The sequence below is a fragment of the Helicobacter pylori genome (assembly GCF_003638305.1).
In the GTDB taxonomy this organism is placed as follows: domain Bacteria; phylum Campylobacterota; class Campylobacteria; order Campylobacterales; family Helicobacteraceae; genus Helicobacter; species Helicobacter pylori_DJ.
In genome coordinates, this window is record NZ_MVYP01000034.1 from 1 (window position 1) to 801 (window position 801).

Annotated in this window: 1 pseudogene; it reads left to right on the forward strand. The window is 35.3% G+C overall.

Annotated elements, in window-relative coordinates:
- Positions 1-623, forward strand: a pseudogene (locus tag EAL04_RS07850) (DUF3519 domain-containing protein); the annotation flags it as partial.
- Between the last annotated feature and the right edge of the window lie 178 nt (positions 624-801).

Consider the following 801-nt stretch of genomic DNA (forward strand, 5'->3'; position numbering starts at 1 on the left):
ATATTGATATTTACGACTTCACGCATTACCTTTTAATGGCCAATAGAGAGCCGAACGAAAATAACCCCACCTTAAAGCGCTTGATAGAAGCCGTGAAGGACATGCAAAAAGAAAGCGAGAAAGGGATAAAAGAAGCAAGCAAAAAGAGCGCAGAAGAAACAGAGAAAAAATTAAAAAAACGAGCCTTTAAAGTCATAGAAGACAAAGAAGCGTTTTTGAAAGATTTGAACGCTATCAAACCTACACCATTACCCAAAGAGATTGATACCGAGAGCTTTTTAAACGCTTTTAATGGCGTTAAGAATAAAGAAAATTTCATTAAACATTTAAAAAGTAAGCCTGACAGCAAGCACCGATTAGCTTACTTGCATTTAGTAGAACCTACCTTAAAAGAACCCGACATTACGCTTATTTTCAAAGAGCAAGGTAAGGAAGTCAAAAAAGAGCATATCAAAGCCTTTCAAGGCGATCCTAAAACGATTTATTATTTTCTAGTTACGCAAGATAATGATAGTAAGCTTATAATAGGATTAAAAGTTAAACCGATTTATATTAAAGCAGAGATTGACAAGGCGGATATTATCCACTCTTTCATTCCGCAGGCAAGAACGCTTAAAGAATAAGCCGATGGAGTGGGCTTGCATTGAAACTATAAAACAAAAGCTTGAAAAAGTCAAGGATTAAAAAATGAATTACCCTAATTTGCCTAACAGCGCTTTAGAGATAAGCGAACAACCAGAAGTTAAAGAAATCACAAACGAATTGTTAAAGCAATTACAGAGCGCGCTAAATTCTAACAGA